Raw genomic sequence first — 16,658 nt, 5'->3', positions numbered from 1 at the left:
ATAGAAATAACTTAATTGGAGAGAGTGGTCATGAGCATCGAAAAGTCCGGAAGCCGCTTCGGAAGACGAGACCTGTTGAAACTGTCCGCAGCGGCCGGGGTCGCCGTCGCCGGCGCTTCGCTTGTCGGGCAGAAGACGGTTTTGGCAGCCGGCGAAGAACCGTCGCTGAAAGGCAAGCGCATCGCCATCAGCGCCACCGGCACCGATCATTTCTTCGACCTGCAGGCTTATAACGCCCAGATCGAAGAGGTGAAGCGCCTCGGCGGCGAGCCGATCGCCGTCGATGCCGGGCGCAACGACGGCAAGCTGGTTTCGCAGCTGCAGACGCTGATCGCCCAGAAGCCGGATGCGATCGTGCAAATCCTCGGCACGCTCAGCGTCATCGACCCCTGGCTGAAGAAGGCGCGTGACGCTGGCATCCCGGTTCTGACCGTCGACGTCGGCTCGACCAATTCGATCAACAACACCACCTCCGACAATTGGGGCATCGGCAAGGACCTGGCGCTGCAGCTGGTTTCCGATATCGGCGGCGAAGGCAATATCATCGTCTTCAACGGCTTCTACGGCGTCACCCCTTGCGCGATCCGCTACGACCAGCTGGTCAATGTCGTCAAATACTTTCCGAAGGTGAAAATCCTTGAGCCGGAATTGCGCGACGTGATCCCGAATACCGTGCAGGACGCCTTCACGCAGATCACCGCAATTCTCAACAAATATCCGGAAAAGGGTTCGATCAAGGCAATCTGGTCGGCCTGGGATATTCCGCAGCTTGGCGCGACCCAGGCTTTGGCGGCTGCCGGCCGTACCGAGATCCGCACCTACGGCGTCGACGGCAGTCCTGAGGTACTGCAACTCGTCGCCGATCCGAATTCGCCGGCCGGGGCCGACGTCGCGCAGCAGCCGGCCGAAATCGGCCGCACCGCCATCCGCAACGTCGCCAAGCTGCTCGCCGGCGAGACCCTGCCGCGCGAGACCTATGTTTCTGCGCTGCTCGCCAACAAGACCAATGTCGGCGAAGTCACCAAGAAGCTCGGCATCGGCTGACAAGGCTCATGGGCGATCCGGCCGTGCCGGATCGTCCAACATCTACCCACCCGGAAAGATCGATATGACGGCCAATTCGTTGAGCCCGCCGGTGACGGCGCCAGACGACATCATTCGCCTCGAAGGCATCGTCAAGCATTTCGGCGGTGCGCAGGCGCTGGCCGGCGCGTCGCTGATCGTCAGGCGCGGCACCATCCACGGTCTGGTCGGCCAGAACGGCGCCGGCAAGTCGACGCTGATCAAACTGCTGGCCGGCCTTCACCAGCCGGATGACGGCCGGATCGGGATCGAAGGGCAGATATTCGACAGGCTGACGCCGCATCTTGCCGAAGAACTCGGCATCCACTTCATTCACCAGGACCGGCTGTTGGTGCCGACATTCACCGTCGGCGAAGCCCTCTTCCTCGGCCGGGAACCGCGGATAGCGGGCACGCCCTTCCTCGACCGGCGACTGATGCAGCGCCGCGCATCCGATATTCTCAACGACTATTTCGGTCTCCGGTTGCCGAACGCCGCCCTGATCGGCGAATTGTCGACGGCCGAAAAGCAGATCGTGCAAATCACCCGCGCTCTCCTCAATCAGCCGAAGGTGCTCGTCTTCGATGAGCCGACGGCCGCATTGGTGGCCCGCGAGGCCGATATCCTCTTCCGGCTGATCCGCCGCCTGCGCGATGAAGGCGTCACCATCATCTATATCTCGCATTATCTGAACGAAATCGAGAAACTCTGCGACCACGTCACCGTGCTGCGCAACGGCCTTGATGTCGCCTCCTTGCCGATCGGGGACACCTCGGCCGCAGCGATTGCCCGGCTGATGGTCGAGCGCGACATCAAGGAGATGTTTCCGAAGCCGCAGGTCACATCAGGCGAGGAGATCCTCAAGGTCGAGCAGCTGTCGGCGCCGGGAAAATACAGCGACATCAGCTTCACGCTTCGCCGCGGCGAGGTCCTCGGCCTCACCGGCCTGCTCGGCTCCGGCGCAAAGGAGCTGGTTCGCACTCTCTTCGGGCTGCAGACACCGGCTTCCGGCCACATCGAGATCAACGGCAAGCCTGCCCGTTTTGCCAGCCCGACACAGGCGGCCGCCCGCCAGATCGCACTGGTGCCGGAAGATCGCCGCCGTCACGGCGTCGCGCTCGACCTCAGCGTCGCCGAAAATATCAGCCTTTCCAGCCTTGGCCGTTTCACGCGTTTCGGTTTTCTCGATCGCAAACGCGAACAGAGCGAGGTCGATGCGCTGATTGTGCGCCTGCAGGTAAAAACCAATGGGCGAAATGCCCTGCTGCGCACGCTTTCGGGCGGCAACCAGCAGAAGATCGCCATCGCCAAATGGCTGAGCCGCCGCTCCGAGGTCTATCTCCTCGACGAGCCGACGGTTGGAGTCGACATCGGCTCCAAGGTCGAGATCTATACGCTGATCGGCGAACTTGCGGCGCGCGGCGCCGGCGTCATCGTGCTGTCTTCCGATCTGCCCGAACTCGTCGGCATCACCGATCGCATCCTTGTGCTCTTCCGCGGCCGCGTGGTGCGGGAATTCATCTCGTCGGAGACCACGGCAGATGCCGTGCTGGCGCAATCGACCGGATCATCTAAGGGACAGCGCCATGTCGGCTGAAGTGGAATTCGCGCCTTCCGGCTTTGCCGCTGGGGAATCGCCTGCCCGGCCGGGCGGCAATATTGCGGCTGCGGCTTTGCGCTTCGGATCGTTGATCGCTTTTGCCGCCATCCTGCTGATCTTCTCGCTGACCGCGCCCTATTTCCTCAGCATCGGCAATATCGGCAACGTGCTCGGCCAATCGGCCATCTCGGGCGTGCTTGCCATCGGACTGACGGTCGTGCTGATTGCCGGCGGCTCCAATGTCGTCACCGGCGGCATCGACCTGTCGCTGGCGGCCAATATGGGCCTCAGCGCCGCCGTTTATGCCAGCCTGACGCAACTCGGCTATGGCGATGCGACAGCGATCGCAGCATCGATCCTCACCGGCGCACTGATCGGCACGGTCAATGCCATTGCCGCGGTCTATGCCGGCATCGTGCCGCTGCTCGCCACCCTTGCCGTCATGAATATCGTCGCCGGTCTGGAGCTGGTGCTGACCGGGAATACCGTCCTGCCGGCCTCGACGCCCTTCCTATCAGCGCTTTCGGCTTCCGATCTCTTCGGCATACCGGTTCTTGCCTATGTGCTTCTCGGCTTCACGGCGATTGCGACGGCGATCGTGCAATATACTCCGATCGGCCTGCGTCTCTATGCCGTCGGTGAGTTTCCGGATGCGGCGCGCGCCGCCGGCCTGCCGCTTCGCCGCCTGCTCGCCGGCGCCTTCGTCGCCAGCGGTCTCTCCGGCGGCATCGCCGGCATTCTGTCGGTTTCCTATCTGAGCGGCAGCACGACCGGTTCCGGCGAGATGCTGCTGCCCGTCGTCGTCACGGCCCTGCTCGGCGCGGTCTTTTCGCGCCGGCTGGTTCCGACGATCACCGGGACGCTGCTTTCGGCTCTGCTGGTCGGCTTCCTCACCAACGGTTTCCAACTGCTGAACATATCGAGCACGCTGGTCAGCGGCGTCCAGGGCGTGCTCATTCTCATCGTCGTTTCCGCGACCACGCTGCTGCGCCGGCAGGAGGCCTGACCATGTCGCTCCAACCCCCCACACCCGCCACCACAGGCTCGCCGCATCTGATCGCCCATGGCCTGCTGCGCTATGGGCTGATCCTCGCCCTGATCGTGGTCTTTGCCGCCTTCTCAGCGGCAACGCCGACCTTCCTGACGCTTGCGAACCTGCAGAGCATCCTGGTCAATAATTTCACGCTGCTGGCCATCGTCTCCATCGCCATGACCTTTGCCGTCGCGTCGGGGGGCATCGATCTTTCGGTGGGAACGGCGATGGATTTTGCCAGCTTCGCCTTCGTCTCGCTCGTGCTTACCGGGCAGCCGGTGGCGGTCGCAGCACTGGCGGGACTGGCGGCCGGCGCATTCGTCGGCGCATTCAACGCGTTTCTGATCTCCGGGATCGGCGTGTCGCCATTCCTTGCCACGCTCGGCACGCTGTTCATCGGCCGCAGCGTCCAGCAGCTGCTGACCAATGGCGGCAATCCGGTCTATCTGCCGCCGAATGGCGTGCCTGAGGCCTTCCGGTTCCTCGGCCACGGCGCGATCGCCGGTTTTCCGGTGCCGCTTGCCGTCGCCATCCTCGTCATCGCGGCCGCTGCCGTCGTATTTGCCCGCACGCGTTTCGGCCGCGTCATCCTGTCGATCGGCATCCAGCCGGGCGTCGTGCGCTATTCCGGCATCGCCGCCCCTGCCCATGTCGCGGTGACGTTCATCCTGGTCGGGTTGATCGCGGCAATCGCCGGCCTGATCCTGACCGCAACCGTCACCACCTACATCCCGTCTTCGGGCAATGCCTTCCTGCTGAACGCGATCGGCGCGACCTTCATCGGCACGACGCTCAGCCCGCTCGGGCGGCCGAATGTCGGCGGCACCGTTCTCGGCGCGCTGCTGCTCGGTATCGTCGCCAACGGGCTGCTGCTGACCGATCTGAACTTCTATTGGCAGCAGGTCGGCACGGGAACGCTGATCTTCGCCGTACTCGCCGTGAGCTTCATCAACCGAAAGGCAGCAGGAGGCGCATGAGACAAGCGCCGTCGCGGTCGTATTCGGGAAGCGGTTCTACCCCGCCGAAGCGTCCGAAATCATCCGCGAGACAGCATTCTTCCAGCCGATGATCTTGGCCTGCCGTTCGCTTTCCTCCATCGAGGGGTTGAAACGGCGGTCGCAGGCCCAGGCCTGCGCAAAATCCCGTCTGCCGGGCCAGATGCCGGCTTTCGAGCCGGCAAGCCAGGCGGCTCCGAGCGCCGTCGTCTCGCGGATCGCCGAACGGTCGACCGGGTTCCCCGTCATGTCGGCCAGGCACTGCATCGTCCAATCCGAAGCCGCCATACCGCCGTCGACACGCAGCACGGTTTCCAGCTGGTTGACGCCCCAGTCCTTCTTCATCGCCACCAGCAGATCGAGCGTCTGATAGGCGACGGATTCGAGCACGGCCCGGGCAAATTCCGCCGGTCCGCTGTTTCGGGTCAGGCCGAAGATCGCGCCGCGTGCGGCCGGATCCCAATAGGGCGCGCCGAGGCCGGTGAAGGCGGGGACGATATAGACCTGCTGCCCGGGATCGGCCTTGGCCGCAAGCACGCCCGCCTCCGATGCCTGATCGATAATGCCGAGGCCGTCTCGCAGCCATTGCACGGCGGCGCCGGCGATGAAGATCGAGCCTTCGAGCGCATAGGTCGTCTCGCCGTCGAGCCGGTAGGCGATCGTCGTCAGCATCCGGTTGGAGGAGGAAACACGATCCCTGCCGGTGTTCAAAAGGGCAAAGCAGCCGGTGCCGTAGGTGGATTTCATCATGCCGGGCTCGAAGCAGGCATTGCCCATCGCTGCTGCCTGCTGGTCGCCGGCAACACCGAGGATCGGAAGCTCTGCACCGAACAGCGCGCGGTCGACGCGGCCGAAATCATCGGCGCATTCCCTGACTTCGGGAAGCATCGCGGCGGGAATGCCGAGAATGCCGAGCAGCTCCTCGTCCCAAACGCCGTCATCGATATTATAAAGCAGCGTTCGCGACGCGTTGGTCGCATCGGTGGCGTGCACACGACCATCAGTCAGATTGTAGATCAGCCAGCTGTCGATCGTGCCGAAGCAGACATCGCCCGCCTCAGCCTTCTCACGGAGGCCGTCGACATTGTCGAGCAGCCAGCGCAGCTTGGTTCCTGAGAAATAGGGGTCGAGCAGCAGGCCGGTCTTGGCGGAAAACAGCTTTTCATATCCGTCGGCCTTCAGGCTTTCGCACATTTCGGCAGTGCGCCTGTCCTGCCAGACTATCGCACGGTGAAGCGGTTTGCCGGATCTGCGGTCCCAGACGACCGCCGTCTCGCGCTGGTTGGTAATGCCGATCGCGGCAATGGCGGTGGCTTCGAGACCGGCATCGGCGATCGCCTTGCGCACCGTATCGATGACGGACTGCCAGATCTCAGTGGCGTCGTGCTCCACCCATCCGGGCTGCGGATAATATTGGGTGATCTCCGCCTGCGCCGAGCCGGCCATTTTCATGTCGCCATCAAAGACGATCGCACGCGACGATGTCGTGCCCTGGTCGATTGAAAGTATATAGCCGCTCATATCCGTCTCCGGCTCACACGAAGCCGCTCAGCCTGCAGGTGGTCGGCAGGACGCTGACGTTTCATGAGAGAAAGATTGTGTGTGCCACCGGCCGTAGCCGGTGGCAGGAAGGGGTGGCCGGAGCCTCGTCGCCTCCGGCCGGGTCCGCCTTACTTCTTCTGCCAGCTCTTGACGAGTTCGTCGTAGTTGACAGTGAGCGGCTTTTCCTTCTCGTTCTCGATCTTCAGCTGCGGCGCAAGGTTGCCCTTCTTCACCGCATCCGCGTTCCAATAAGCGAGATCATGCTCCTCGGCAAGCTTCGGGCCGATATCGCCCTGGACCTTGGCGCGTTCGAGGCGCTGCAGCACCTTTTCCTGCTCGGAGCAAAGCGAGTCCATCGCCTCCTGCGCCGTCTTGGCGCCGGAAGAAGCATCACCAATCGCCTGCCACCAGAGCTGCGCGAGCTTCGGATAGTCAGGAACGTTCGTACCGGTCGGCGACCACTGAAGGCGGGCGGGCGAACGGTAGAATTCGACCAGGCCGCCGAGCTTCGGCGCGCGGTCGGTGAAGGACTTATGATCCAGCGTCGACTGGCGGATGAAGGTCAGGCCCATGTGGCTCTTCTTCACGTCGACGGTCTTCGAGGTGACGAACTGAGCATAGAGCCAGGCCGCCTTGGCGCGGTCGACAGGCGTGGACTTCATCAGCGTCCAGGAGCCGGCGTCCTGATAGCCGAGCTTCATGCCGTCCTTCCAGTAGACGCCATGCGGGCTCGGCGCGAAACGCCATTTCGGCGTGCCGTCCGCATTGACGACCGGCAGGCCTTCCTTGACGAAGTCGGCGGTGAAGGCCGTGTAGGTGAACATCTGCTGGGCAACTTCGCCCTGCGATGGGACCGGGCCGGATTCGGAGAAGGTCATGCCCTGGGCAGCGGCCGGTGCATAGGCCTTCATCCAATCCAGATATTTCTGGATGGAATAGACTGCAGCAGGGCCGTTGGTGTCACCGCCGCGCGCGACGCAGGAACCAACAGGACGCGAATTCTCGTCGACCTTGATACCCCATTCGTCGACGGGCTTGCCGTTCGGGATGCCCTTGTCGCCATTGCCGGCCATGGACAGCCAGGCATCGGTGAAGCGCCAGCCGAGCGAGGGATCCTTCTTGCCATAGTCCATATGGCCGTAGACCTTCTTGCCGTCGATCTCGCGGCCGGTGAAGAACTCGGCAATATCCTCATAGGCCGACCAGTTGACCGGCACGCCGAGATCGTAGCCGTACTTCGCCTTGAAGTCGGCCTTGTTCTTCTCGTCGTTGAACCAGTCGTAACGGAACCAGTAGAGGTTCGCGAACTGCTGGTCGGGCAACTGGTAGAGCTTGCCGTCAGGCGCCGTCGTGAACGACTTGCCGATGAAGTCGTCGATGTCGAGGCCCGGATTGGTGACATCCTTGCCTTCGTTGGCCATCCAGTCGGTCAGCGAGCGGGCCTGCTGGTAGCGCCAATGGGTGCCGATCAGGTCCGAGTCGTTGATATAGGCGTCATAGATGTTTTCGCCCGACTGCATCTGCGTCTGCAACTTTTCGACCACATCGCCTTCGCCGATCAGGTCATGGGTGATCTTGATGCCGGTGATCGCCGTGAAGGCGGGCGCCAGCACCTTCGATTCATATTCATGGGTCGTGATCGTTTCGGACACGACCTTGATGTCCATGCCGGCGAAAGGCTTCGCAGCATCGACGAACCACTGCATTTCCTTTTCCTGATCGGCGCGGGGCAGGGTCGAGAGGTCACCGACCTCCTTGTCGAGGAACGTCTTGGCCTCGTCCATGCCGGCATAGGCCGATGCGGTCATCGCCAGCAGCAAGCCTGCTGTCGTCGTCAATAAGTGCCGTCGCATAATATCCTCCCAGGGTTTGCGATTGCAGTCACATACTCAGGCGGCCAAGGACCCCCGGCCATCTGTCTTCACTTTGCCGTCACACGTAGCGGAACACGCCGATGGCGTAGACCACGGAGATGGCAAGAGCCCACCAAAGGTTGGGCCCAGCGAGCCCAAGCCATGCAAGATGAATGAAAGCGCTGCCCAGCAGCGAAACGAAGAGCCGGTCGCCGCGCGTCGTCTCGAACCGCAGCACGCCCGTGCGCGGCGAGCCGCCCGGCGAAAAATATTCCCAGACGCTCATCGCGATCAGAAGCGCGAGGATCGTCAGGAAGAACAGCGCCGTCGGCAGCGTCCAGGCCATCCAGGAAAAATTCATGACCGTCTCCTCCTCAAACGCGCCCGAGCGCGAAGCCCTTGGCGATGTAGTTGCGGACGAAATAGATGACGAGCGCGCCCGGAATGATGGTGAGCACGCCGGCCGCCGCCAGCACGCCCCAGTCCATGCCGGAGGCGGAAACCGTTCGCGTCATGATCGCCGAGATCGGCTTTGCCGCCGTCGTCGTCAGCGTGCGGGCAAGCAAGAGCTCGACCCAGGAGAACATGAAGCAGAAGAAGCCCGCCACGCCGACACCGCTTGCGATCAGCGGAATGAAGATCTTGATGAAGAAGCGCGGGAAGGAATAACCGTCGATATAGGCGGTCTCGTCGATTTCCTTCGGCACGCCCGACATGAAGCCTTCGAGAATCCAGACGGCGAGCGGCACGTTGAACAGGCAGTGGGCAAGCGCCACGGCGATATGCGTGTCGATCAGGCCGAAAGCCGAATAGAGCTGGAAGAACGGCAGCGCGAAGACCGCCGGCGGCGCCATGCGGTTGGTCAGCAACCAGAAGAACAGGTGCTTGTCGCCGAGGAAGCGGTAGCGCGAGAAGGCGTAGGCCGCCGGCAGCGCCGCGGCCACCGAGATCACCGTGTTCATCACGACGTAGATGATCGAGTTGATATAGCCGTTATACCAGGACGGATCGGTGAAGATGACCGTATAGTTGCGCAGCGTCGGGCTCGTCGGCCAGAGCGAGAAGGCGCCGGTGATCTCGGCATTCTCCTTGAAGCTCATATTGACGAGCCAGTAGATCGGCAGGATCAGGAAGAGGATGTAGATGGTCGGGACGAGCCAGGAGAGGCTGCCGGCGGGTTTGTACTTGGTGCTCATGCTCCCCTCCCCTTAGCTCGCGTCGCTGCTGGTCATCACGGTGTAGAACACCCATGAGAGCAGCAGGATGATGAGGAAATAGATGATCGACATCGCCGCTGCCGGGCCGAGATCGAACTGGCCGACCGCCATCTTCACAAGGTCGATGGAAAGGAAGGTCGTCGAGTTGCCGGGACCGCCGCCGGTGACGACGAAGGGTTCGGTATAGATCATGAAGCTGTCCATGAAACGCAGGAGCACGGCGATCAACAGCACACGCTTCATCTTCGGCAGCTGGATGTAGCGGAAGACGGACCAGCGCGAGGCGCCGTCGATCTTGGCCGCCTGATAATAGGCGTCCGGGATCGAGACGAGGCCGGCATAGCAGAGCAGCACGACGAGGCTCGTCCAGTGCCAGACGTCCATGACGATGACGGTGACCCAGGCATCGATCGGATCGCGGACATAATTGTAGTCGAGACCGATCGCTTCGAGCGTATGGCCGAGCAGGCCGATATCGACGCGCCCGAAGACCTGCCAGATGGTGCCGACGACATTCCACGGAATGAGCAGCGGCAGCGCCATCAGCACCAGGCAGACGGGAACGCCCGGCCCTGATTTCGGCATGTTGAGCGCGATGAAGATACCGAGCGGAATTTCCAGCGCCAGGATGATGAAGGAGAAGAGCAGGTTGCGCTCGAGCGCCTCCCAGAAGCGGTCGGAGTGCAGGGTCTGGACGAACCAGTCGGTGCCGGCCCAGAAGAACTCGTTGTTGCCGAACGTATCCTGGACCGAATAGTTGACGACGGTCATCAGCGGGATGACGGCCGAAAATGCCACCAGCAGCAGCACCGGCAGAACTAGAAACCAGGCTTTATTATTCCACGTCTTCTGCATGGCTCAGGCCTCCCTGCCGACACGCCAGCTGTCGGCGTAGATGCTGATGGCGGACGGATCGAAAGTGACGCGGGCATCCGCGGGGATCTCGGCATCTTCAGGCACGACGATCGCGATCGGCTGGCCGGCGAAACGGGCCCGCACGATCTTTTGCCGGCCGATATCCTCGACCTTGCTGATCGTCACCTGCATGCCCTCCCGTCCGAGGCGGATGAATTCGGGACGGATCCCGAGCTCGGTCTTGGCGCTGCCAGTGGTCTTCGGCGCGTAATCGAGCGTCAGCGTCTCGTCGCCGACCTTGACGGCGCTGCCTTCGATCCTTGCCGGAATGACGTTCATACCCGGCGAACCGATGAAATAGCCGACGAAAGTGTGGCTCGGCCGCTCGAAGAGTTCAGCCGGTGTGCCGATCTGGACGATCTGGCCGTCATACATGACGACGACCTTCTCGGCGAAGGTCAGCGCCTCGGTCTGGTCGTGGGTGACATAGACCATGGTGAAGCCGAACTGCTTGTGCAGCCGCTTCAGCTGCGAACGCAGCACCCATTTCATATGCGGGTCGATGACGGTCAGCGGCTCGTCGAACAGGATGGCGTTGACATCGTTGCGCACCAGGCCGCGACCGAGCGAGATCTTCTGCTTCTGGTCGGCAGTCAGCCCCTGCGCCTTGCGTTTCGCCCAGCCGGAGAGATCGATCATCTCGAGGATTTCGCGGACGCGCCGGTCGACATCCGCCTCGGCCACGCCGCGGTTGCGCAGGGGAAAGGCGAGATTGTCGTAGACCGTCATCGTGTCGTAGATAACCGGAAACTGGAAGACCTGCGCAATATTGCGGCTCTGCGTCGAAAGGTTCGTCACATCCTTGCCGTCGAAGAGGATGCGGCCGTGCGAGGGCTGCAGCAGGCCGGAGATGATGTTGAGCAGCGTGGTCTTGCCGCAGCCGGAAGGGCCGAGCAGCGCATAGGCGCCGCCGTCGTTCCATTCGTGGTCGACTTCCTTCAGCGAATAATCTTTTTCCGTCTGCGGATTGGCGCCGTAGGCATGGCGGATATGGTCGAGCGTGATGCGTGCCATTGTGCTCTCCTATGCCTTTCCGGTTGCAGCGACGGCGCCGACCGTGGCGATGGCACGGCCGTCGGCGCCGAAGGCCATCAGGTGGCGGGTGTCGAGAAAGGCCTCGATCTCCACGTCGGGATCGATATCGTGAATGCCGTGCGCCAGCATCACCCAGCGTACGCCGTCATATTCCAGGTGAACGAAGCTCTCCGAACCGGTGATCTCGGAAACCAGCGTGCGCGCCTGCAGGCGGGCGGCATCGCCGGTCTGGGCTTGAAGGCCGAGATGGTGCGGGTGAAAGGCGATGGTGACGGGACCGTCCGGCACGGCGGCCAGATGCGCGGGAACCGGAAGCGTCCCTCCGCCCGGGCGCGTAAAGACACCACCCGACTTGACGACATCAACGGTATTCAGCGGCGGATCGGCGAAGATGCCGGCGCTGTCGAGATCGACAGGGCGGCGATAGACATCGATCGTCGACCCGAACTGGGTGACCCGGCCCTCGTTCAGCGTTGCCGTGTTGCCGCCAAGCAGTAGCGCCTCGGACGGTTCGGTGGTGGCGTAGACGAAGATCGCGCCGGATTGGGCGAAGATCTTCGGCAGTTCCTCGCGCAGTTCCTCGCGCAGCTTGTAGTCGAGATTGGCGAGCGGCTCGTCCATCAGCACCAGGCTGGCATTCTTGACGAGGGCGCGCGCAAGCGCGGTGCGCTGCTGCTGGCCGCCGGAGAGATTAAGCGGCGTGCGGTCGAGATAGGGCGTGAGCTTCAGAAGATCGGCCGCCTTGCGCACCTCGCGGTCGATCGTGGCGGCATCCTTGCCCGAGATGCGCATCGGCGAGGCGATGTTCTCATAGACGGTCAGCGCCGGATAGTTGATGAATTGCTGGTAGACCATGGCGACATTGCGCTTCTGCACCGGCATGCCGGTGACATCGGCGCCGTCGAAATGCACGGACCCGCCTGTGGGACGGTCGAGCCCGGCCATCAGCCGCATCAGCGACGTCTTGCCCGACAGCGTCGGCCCGAGCAGGACGTTCAGCGAACCCCGCTCGAGGACCAGATCGGTCGGATAGATGTGATAGTCGGCGCCCACCATCTTGGCGGCGTTTCGCAGTTCCAGCATTCCCGTTCCCGTGCCTCCACGCAGCGGGGACCACACGCCGCCTTATCCGGCCATCGCCGGCATGGCAGCCATGTACTCCTCCAGTGACTGAGCCTGCTCCTTCGAAAGGCGCAGACCATCCTTTGTTCTCCTCCACAGCACGTCTTCGGCGTGCCGGGCCCATTCATGTTCGACGAGATAGGCGACCTCGGCCTCGTAGAGATCGCCGCCGAACAGCCGTCCGAGGTCCTCGACGCCGCGGGCCTGGCCGAGCAGCGCCTTGGTCCTGGTGCCGTAGCGGCGCACGAGCCGGCGGGCATGCCGATCAGCGAGAAACGGATAGAGCCGCTTCAGATCGGCGACCTGCCCCTCGTAACCGCGGACCGGGAAGTCGCCGCCGGGCAAATGGCTTTTGGCCGTCCACGGGGCGCCCTTGACGCCGATCGCGGCGCCGATCTTCTCCAGCGCATGTTCGGAAAGCCGGCGATAGGTGGTGAGCTTGCCGCCGAAAACGTTGAGCAGCGGCGCGGCATTGCCTTCGCCCTCCAGCTTCAACACGTAGTCGCGCGTCGCCTCCTGCGCCTTCGAGGCGCCGTCGTCATAAAGCGGCCGGACCGCCGAATAGGTCCAGACGATATCCTCGGGCCTGACCGGCTCCTTGAAATATTCCGAGGCCGCATTGCAGAGATAGACGGTCTCCTCCTCGGAAATCCGGACATCCCTCGGATCGGCGGTGTAATCGCGGTCCGTGGTGCCGATCAGGGTGAAGTCGCCCTCGTAGGGAATGGCGAAGATGATGCGGTTGTCGGGATTCTGGAAGAAATAAGCACGAGGATCGTCGAACTTCTTCTTCACGACGATATGGCTGCCCTGGACGAGGCGGACATGGTGCGCCTCGTTCTGGCCGAAAGCGGAGCGGATGACGTGGTCGACCCAGGGACCGGCGGCATTGACCAGCATGCGGGCCTGATGGCTGTCATTGCGGCCGGTGACCGTATCAGTGGTCTCGATGTGCCACAGGCCATTCTCGCGCCGTGCCGACACAACTTTGGTACGCGGCATGATGGCCGCTCCCTTGTCGGCGGCGTCGCGGGCGTTCAGCACCACCATGCGGGCGTCGTCGACCCAACCGTCGGAATATTCGAAAGCCTTGGCGAACAGCGCCTTCAGCGGCTTGCCGGCCGGATCGCGGCGCATGTCGAGCACAGAGGTCGCCGGCAGCAGCTTGCGGCCGCCGAGATGGTCGTAGAGGAAGAGGCCGAGCCGGATCAGCCAGGCCGGCCGGATGCCGCCTTTGTGATAAGGCAGCACGAAGCGCAGCGGCCAGATGATGTGCGGCGCCATCGCCCAGAGGATCTCGCGCTCCATCAGCGATTCGCGCACCAGGCGGAACTCGTAATGCTCGAGATAGCGCAGGCCGCCATGAATGAGCTTGGTGGCGCCCGACGAGGTGCCCGAGGCGAAGTCGTTCATCTCCGCCAGCGCCACGGAATAACCGCGCCCGACGGCATCGCGCGCAATGCCGCAGCCGTTGATGCCGCCACCGATGACGAATATGTCGTAGATCTCCCGGCCCAATATCCCCTCCGAGCCTGCTGCAGATTTCGCATCGCACAAAACTTGCGCGATTGCGAAAGTGAAGGCAGTTAAAACGAAAGAGATACGAATGTCAAACGAATGTTTGCGAGGGTTGACGGGCCTAGCGCGATCTTCCGTTCGTTTCGATCAGCTTCACATTGTTTTCGAGGCAGAGATTGCGGATCGACGGCACCGGACAGTGGTCGGTGATGAAGGTATGAACCTGGGAAAGCTGGCCGATCCTGACCGGTGCGGTGCGTTCGAACTTGGTGGAATCGGCAACGAGAATGACATGCCGGGCATTGGCGATGATCGCCTGGGCGACCTTGACCTCGCGAAAATCATAGTCGAGAAGCGCGCCGTCCATGTCGATCGCCGACGCGCCGATCACGGCGTAGTCGACCTTGAACTGACGGATGAAATCGACGGCCGCTTCGCCGACGATCCCGCCGTCCGAGCCGCGCACGACGCCACCGGCGATCACCACCTCGATCGCTGGAAGCAAGCGTAACCTATTGGCAACGTTGATATTATTGGTGATAACCATCAACTCGTGATGATTGGCGAGCGCCTCGCCCACCGCCTCGGTCGTCGTTCCGATATTGATGAAGAGCGAGGCCCCGCTCGGGATCAGCTCGACCGCAGCCATGCCGATCGCCTGTTTCTCGGAAGCGGCGATCTGGCGGCGCGCCTCGTATTTGACGTTCTCGGTGCCGCTCGGGAATGTCGCGCCGCCATGGATGCGCGTCAGCACCTGCGCATCGCAGAGATCGTTCAAGTCCTTGCGGATCGTCTGCGGCGTCACCGAAAAGCGGGAAGCGAGTTCTTCGACCAGAACCCTGCCGCTCGATTTCGCAATCGCCACGATTTCAGTCTGTCGGTCGGTCAAGAACATCGGCGCGCCTTTCGATCTGCTTTCGTTTTAAAGAAAGCGAACGCCTGCGCAATGCCTATCTGTCACCTGCTCTCAACCTGAGAGTAAGATAACCATTTTTTGCGGTGCGAAGCTCTTGCCGGATGGACATCGTCTTTAAACGACATCTGCACCTTAAACCTTCCTCCTCGGACCCGCGCTATGGGGTAATCCAGCCGACCTGATTCACGATTTTGAGATTAACGTACGGATCGACCCGCCGGACGCACATCCGCTCCGAAAGCGTCCAAGTAAAGTCGCCGCCGCCTCATGACCAAAAACGAAGGCTTGAGCCGCGAGAGCCGGGCTGCTTGGAACCGCCACCTCAAGATGACGACGGATTATGACCAGGCGGGATGAAGGACGCCGCTGTCGTGCGGCGTCCTACCCCTTACGCAGCTTTCGCAATATTAATCCCGCGGGCGGATTCGACCACAACCCGCAGGCGGTCTGGCTCTTTCACTCCTTGGCGATAGAGCTGCACGACGATGGCCGCGATGCGCTCGCCCTCCTCCGACGTCGGCTCCACTCCTGCTTCCGAAGTGACAATGTCGAAGACGCCCTGGCAAATACGCAGATCGGCAGCTCCGAAGTAGTCTGGCTTATCGAAACCGGATGTATTCATCGTTTTGCAGCAGGCGACGCCTTAAGCGTCGCCCGCCTCCCTCGATCGACACTTACGCGACCTGCTTCTCACCTTCGATCTGCAGCGGCACCTGTGCGCCGTCGCCAATCGCGATCTTGCGTGGCTTCATCGCCTCCGGAATCTCGCGTTTCAGATCGATGTGCAAAAGACCGTTTTTCAGCGAAGCGTTTTCCACGCTCACATGGTCGGCAAGCTCGAAGCGGCGCTCGAAGCCCCGCGTGGCGATACCACGGTGCAGGTATTCAGCTTTGGTGTCATCGACCTTGCCGCCTTTGACGAGAAGCACGTTGCGCTCCTGCGTGATGTCGAGATCGCCATCCTCGAAGCCCGCGACTGCCATGACAATGCGGTACTCATTGTCACCGACCTTAAGGATGTCGTAGGGCGGCCAGGCGTCGACGGCCTGCAGGCGCTGCGGATTGTTCAGCAGCGAAAAAACCCGGTCGAAGCCGATGCTGGAGCGGTAGAGTGGTGCGAAGTCAAACTCAGTTCTCATGACCAAAACCTCCTAGAAGCGAGATGGAAAGGAACGCGGCGGAAACCTGCGTCCCCGGCTGTCGGCCCCCTTCTGGGCTGCCGACGATATCGATTTGGTTTTCGGTATTTTCGGTTTCAAGATGCCCTTTTGAAAAAATTTGGACCTCGCATATTGGACCACAGGACAGCTCGTGAAGACTGAAAATGTGGAAGAATCTCACGGGCACCGCCTCGAAGGTTTTTATGATCCAGGAAGCTCGGGCAGTTGTCGCAGACCCCTGGCAGGACACGAGCACGTGCATGCCAAGGAGATGGCTTCTGGGCATTCGCAGGATCCTAGATCCTGCGGTCGCAACAACGCCGGCCGACCGAAGCGGCCCTTACGGTTTGGTGAATCTTCTAACTGGAAGCGCGGCAATGCCTTGCTCCGGGCGTGGCCGAGGAGCGCTACGCAAACATATTGGGACCGATCTCCTCGCTGACTTCTATGATCACATCCGCGGGGACATTGTTCCTCCGGGCCGCAGCGAGAATGGCTTCCGTACTAGGCGCCTCGTAGAGGCAGTAAGTCTTTTTTCTGTCGGCGCTGAGGAAGGAAAAGATCCACTTCACTCCTTCCTGGTCATTGATCAGGTTGATTTGCTCTACCCCCTCTTTCGACAGATCGAGTTGTTCCGCGAAGTTTCTTTCAATGATGTAGCGTGGCATGACGAGACCTTCTTCCCACCAA

Annotated in this window: 16 protein-coding genes; 4 read left to right on the top strand and 12 right to left on the bottom strand. The window is 62.0% G+C overall.

Features of this window, described 5'->3' with window-relative positions; all coding sequences use genetic code 11:
• Positions 1 to 30 precede the first annotated feature (30 nt).
• The 4 genes from QMO80_RS31955 (at position 31) to QMO80_RS31940 (ending at position 4,672) form a co-directional block, all read left to right on the top strand.
• Positions 31 to 1,044: a sugar ABC transporter substrate-binding protein gene (locus QMO80_RS31955; protein ID WP_283201572.1), complete on the top strand. Its 1,014-nt coding sequence runs from the start codon at positions 31 to 33 to the stop codon at positions 1,042 to 1,044.
• A gap of 64 nt (positions 1,045 to 1,108) precedes the next feature.
• A complete protein-coding gene (locus QMO80_RS31950) occupies positions 1,109 to 2,659 on the top strand; it encodes a sugar ABC transporter ATP-binding protein (protein WP_283201571.1) in 1,551 nt (516 codons plus the stop codon).
• Entirely contained in the window at positions 2,649 to 3,668 is a 1,020-nt protein-coding gene (locus tag QMO80_RS31945) for an ABC transporter permease (RefSeq protein ID WP_283201570.1), read from the top strand. The genes QMO80_RS31950 and QMO80_RS31945 overlap by 11 nt, the downstream gene beginning before the upstream one ends.
• 2 nt (positions 3,669 to 3,670) lie before the next feature.
• The gene (locus tag QMO80_RS31940; protein WP_283201569.1) at positions 3,671 to 4,672 is read left to right on the top strand and encodes an ABC transporter permease; all 1,002 of its coding nucleotides are present in this window, start codon (positions 3,671 to 3,673) and stop codon (positions 4,670 to 4,672) included.
• 36 nt (positions 4,673 to 4,708) lie between these two features.
• Here the strand turns inward: QMO80_RS31940 and glpK are convergent, their stop codons facing one another.
• From glpK to QMO80_RS31880, 12 genes are all read right to left on the bottom strand, one after another.
• Positions 4,709 to 6,211, bottom strand: a complete 1,503-nt coding sequence (gene glpK, locus QMO80_RS31935) for a glycerol kinase GlpK (RefSeq protein WP_283201568.1) — start codon at positions 6,209 to 6,211, stop codon at positions 4,709 to 4,711.
• Between the two features lie 149 nt (positions 6,212 to 6,360).
• On the bottom strand, positions 6,361 to 8,085 hold the full coding sequence (locus tag QMO80_RS31930; protein ID WP_283201567.1) for an ABC transporter substrate-binding protein: 1,725 nt from the start codon (positions 8,083 to 8,085) through the stop codon (positions 6,361 to 6,363).
• A 79-nt stretch (positions 8,086 to 8,164) separates the two neighbouring features.
• On the bottom strand, positions 8,165 to 8,446 hold the full coding sequence (locus QMO80_RS31925; RefSeq protein WP_097607526.1) for a DUF2160 domain-containing protein: 282 nt from the start codon (positions 8,444 to 8,446) through the stop codon (positions 8,165 to 8,167).
• Between the two features lie 13 nt (positions 8,447 to 8,459).
• Positions 8,460 to 9,281: a carbohydrate ABC transporter permease gene (locus QMO80_RS31920; RefSeq protein ID WP_283201566.1), complete on the bottom strand. Its 822-nt coding sequence runs from the start codon at positions 9,279 to 9,281 to the stop codon at positions 8,460 to 8,462.
• A 12-nt stretch (positions 9,282 to 9,293) separates the two neighbouring features.
• Positions 9,294 to 10,157: a carbohydrate ABC transporter permease gene (locus QMO80_RS31915; RefSeq protein ID WP_283201565.1), complete on the bottom strand. Its 864-nt coding sequence runs from the start codon at positions 10,155 to 10,157 to the stop codon at positions 9,294 to 9,296.
• A 3-nt stretch (positions 10,158 to 10,160) separates the two neighbouring features.
• A complete protein-coding gene (locus tag QMO80_RS31910; protein WP_283201564.1) occupies positions 10,161 to 11,231 on the bottom strand; it encodes an ABC transporter ATP-binding protein in 1,071 nt (356 codons plus the stop codon).
• Between the two features lie 9 nt (positions 11,232 to 11,240).
• The gene (locus tag QMO80_RS31905) at positions 11,241 to 12,335 is read right to left on the bottom strand and encodes an ABC transporter ATP-binding protein (RefSeq protein WP_283201563.1); all 1,095 of its coding nucleotides are present in this window, start codon (positions 12,333 to 12,335) and stop codon (positions 11,241 to 11,243) included.
• 42 nt (positions 12,336 to 12,377) lie between these two features.
• Positions 12,378 to 13,892 (bottom strand): glycerol-3-phosphate dehydrogenase, encoded by a 1,515-nt coding sequence (gene glpD, locus QMO80_RS31900; RefSeq protein WP_283201562.1) that lies wholly within the window; start codon positions 13,890 to 13,892, stop codon positions 12,378 to 12,380.
• A gap of 121 nt (positions 13,893 to 14,013) precedes the next feature.
• Complete coding sequence (locus QMO80_RS31895; RefSeq protein WP_049733243.1) at positions 14,014 to 14,787, bottom strand: DeoR/GlpR family DNA-binding transcription regulator; 774 nt, start codon at positions 14,785 to 14,787, stop codon at positions 14,014 to 14,016.
• A gap of 409 nt (positions 14,788 to 15,196) precedes the next feature.
• Positions 15,197 to 15,430, bottom strand: coding sequence for a hypothetical protein (locus QMO80_RS31890; protein WP_116275571.1), 234 nt, complete (start codon positions 15,428 to 15,430; stop codon positions 15,197 to 15,199).
• A gap of 52 nt (positions 15,431 to 15,482) precedes the next feature.
• Positions 15,483 to 15,947: an Hsp20 family protein gene (locus tag QMO80_RS31885; RefSeq protein ID WP_283201781.1), complete on the bottom strand. Its 465-nt coding sequence runs from the start codon at positions 15,945 to 15,947 to the stop codon at positions 15,483 to 15,485.
• A 428-nt stretch (positions 15,948 to 16,375) separates the two neighbouring features.
• A complete protein-coding gene (locus QMO80_RS31880; RefSeq protein ID WP_003595804.1) occupies positions 16,376 to 16,636 on the bottom strand; it encodes a DUF4242 domain-containing protein in 261 nt (86 codons plus the stop codon).
• Positions 16,637 to 16,658 lie beyond the last annotated feature (22 nt).

The organism is Rhizobium sp. BT03, from assembly GCF_030053155.1.
GTDB lineage: Bacteria > Pseudomonadota > Alphaproteobacteria > Rhizobiales > Rhizobiaceae > Rhizobium.
Note: the sequence above shows the minus strand (reverse complement) of the source record. Positions and strands in the feature narration are given on the sequence as shown.